At 58.6% G+C, this 2,905-nt stretch carries 2 protein-coding genes; both read left to right on the forward strand.

Annotated elements, in window-relative coordinates:
- Nucleotides 1-223 precede the first annotated feature (223 nt).
- Complete coding sequence (locus PMI37_RS19970) at nucleotides 224-1,558, forward strand: DUF2599 domain-containing protein (RefSeq protein ID WP_238552718.1); 1,335 nt, start codon at nucleotides 224-226, stop codon at nucleotides 1,556-1,558.
- Nucleotides 1,559-1,592: 34 nt separating this feature from the next.
- Nucleotides 1,593-2,831: a DUF2599 domain-containing protein gene (locus tag PMI37_RS19975; protein WP_008084291.1), complete on the forward strand. Its 1,239-nt coding sequence runs from the start codon at nucleotides 1,593-1,595 to the stop codon at nucleotides 2,829-2,831.
- The last annotated feature ends 74 nt before the right edge of the window (nucleotides 2,832-2,905 follow it).

Below are 2,905 nucleotides of genomic sequence, written 5' to 3' on the forward strand. Positions count from 1 at the left end.
CTGCCGCAGGCTCGGGCCGCGATCGGACGATCTTTTGATCTTGATGTCCTGAAAACAAGATCAAAAGATCGCAGCCTGCGGCAGCTCCTACAGGGGGATCGTGTTTGCAGATGTGTTCTATAGTCATTTCGAAGGCCCATCGCGTCGGGCCGATTTACCAGGACGGTATCTCATGACAAAGGATTGCTCGGACTCCGCTGTGCTATCGCGCAGAATTTCATCTTTGGCGCTCGCCCTCACGCTGCCCCTATTGCTGAACACGGCGCTCGCCCAGCCGCAGCCTGATCCGCTGGACACACTCAAGCGGATCAATTCCAACTACAACACCCTCAAGGATTCCTGCCAGGAACCCGATACCGGCGCGGCGCGTGGTCTCTACTATTGCAGCGGCGTGACGCTGCGCATGGTCAATGACGGGCCTTTCAATCCGTGGGATTACAGCCCTTACGCGATCAAGATAGGTGCGACGTCCTACTCGTGGATTCGCAAGGATCTGAGCACACGAATCCTCATCCACCCGGCCGGGTTCATTCTGCGCACGCCCACCGATGCGGCGGCGCTGAACCTTCCGGTCAAGGAGCAGGGCTTCACCTGTATTTACGCTTTCGATGGCGGCACGGGGCCGGAGCGCAAGTGGTATGGCTGCGGTTTCTTCGACAGTCGCGAGCCGCCGCGCGCGGCGCAGGGGGTGATGAACAATCGCAATGCCGCGCTGGCCTATGGCACTTGTGCCGAAGCCGGGGTCAGCACCGCCGAGCAGTGGACGCAGAAATACACCGGGTTGATGAAGGGGCCGATTCAATACGGCCAATGTTCGTGGAACGCGGAAAAACCCAGCGACTGGAAAGCGATGATCCGCGTGCACGAGTCGCGGCCAAACACCACCAACAAGGACCCTTTTGCCTTCAGTGCCCAGGTCAACGAGTTCATGTTGAAAAACGCCACGGCGACCAACGATGGCAGTGAAAACATGAAGTACATCGATGCCTTCATCTACAACGTCAACAGCACGCAGAACTTTGCCACTCGCGGTGATCAGGCGCCACCGAAACCCGAGAACGGCCTGAACAGCGCACGCAACTTCCAGAAAAAACTTCAGGCGCGAGGCTACAGCGTGCCAATCCTGCGGCTGGATTTCACCAAGCCTGCCGAACAGCGTTTCAGCTACGTTGCGGCCGATCAGGCGATAGATCTTGGCGCGGCGAGCGGCACCCAGCCGCCACCGCTTGCAGCGCAGTACATTGCTTCGGCCGACTGGATCAAACGTTATGACCCCGGCACCCGCAAGGATGAATGGAGCCTGAGCATTGTGCCCACGGCGGCGGGGCGGGCCTTGCCTAAAGAACAGATTGACGCGATCTACCAGCAACTGTTTGCCCTCAAAGGCGCTGACAGCAATTGGCGCGACAACGAAAAGTCGGTGGGCAGCATGCGTCAGCAATTGAGCTGCGTGCTGGTCAATTACCGCAACAAGACGCCGTGGAATCTCGAGCCTTTCCGGCCGGCGTTGTCGGACAGCGAAACCCGGGCGGCGGGTTGCAACCCGGTGCCGCGTTGAAGGTGTGTGTTGGCTAATCAAGGAGATGCAAGCCATGCAAAAACGTTTGAACAGGATCGCTCCATTGTTCATGTTCCCGCTGCTGATTCAGGCGACGTGGGCGCATGCCGAGTCGTGCGACGAGACACTGAAAAAGGTCGAAACCTTGTATAACAAAACCGTCGACAGTTGCGGGCAGGACCCCGCGTCGGACTGTTCCGGACTACTGGTTCGCGGCACGCACCGCGCTGATCCGGCGAAGGGGCAGAAGTGGGACGTGTGGAATCCCAGCCCGAAAGCCGTGGAAATCGGCACGTTCGCCGCCTCGTTTATGCGCGCCGATGGCATCAGCTATGAAGACCCAGGCATGAGCACGCAGAACGGCTATCTGATTACGCCCAGAGACCTGGTGCGCGATCCCGAGACGCCGGTGCATGTCTACTGTGCGTTTCCCAACGATGCCTGGACCGATTTTCGCAATGATCGGGGCTGTGGCGACAACAAAAATACCGCCCCGACAGAAGCGGTTTGCCAGGCGATGAAACCACCGATCACCAGCCCGAATGCCTGGGTCGCGCACTTCACCCAGTACAACAATAATCGGCAGCAGGATCAGTTGCAGTGCGGTTTCAACATGCGCAATCCGATGAGCAGCAAGGAGCGGGTGGATGCGTTCCGCAACTTCCTGGGCGCGCGCAAAGTCATCAACAGCCGTGAGTTTCAAACGCAGACGGAGCTGCGTCTGGGCAATCCGAAAACCGATGAACTGCCGATTCTGGCGTTTTTCTACAGTGACCAACGCGGCTTGAATGATGCCATGGCCAATCAGCGCGACTACAAGGCCAAGACCGGCAAGGATCGCAATATCATCAAGATCGACTTCCCGAAAACTCCGGTGGCCAAGGCCAGCTTCTCGTGCATCCAGACCGCGACGCCAGCGGCGCCACAGTTCTGTGAGAAGTACATCGAATCGAGCACTTGGGTACAACGGCCGGATCCGAAACTGGGGCCGAACACCTGGTCGCTGTCAGTGGTGCCGACCGCCTGCGGCCGCGCGATCAAGGATGACCAGACTGACCGGATGTTTGCCGAGCTCTACAACAAGCACAAAGACGATTCGCAATGGCGCCAGTACAGCGTCAACGGCGGGTCACTGCGTCGGCAGATGGTCTGCCATCTGGCGGCAACCTACGAGGGCAAGCCCGTGCGCAACAAGCCTGAGTGGAACCTTGAACCGGCGCGTCCGTATGTCGATCAGGCCACCGCTGTAGCCCAACACTGCAACCCGTACTAACACCGATGCTCTGTAGGAGCTGCCGCAGGCTGCGATCTGTTGACGTTGTTTGGTAAAAACAAGATCAAAAGATC

The organism is Pseudomonas sp. GM80, assembly GCF_000282515.1.
Classification (GTDB): domain Bacteria; phylum Pseudomonadota; class Gammaproteobacteria; order Pseudomonadales; family Pseudomonadaceae; genus Aquipseudomonas.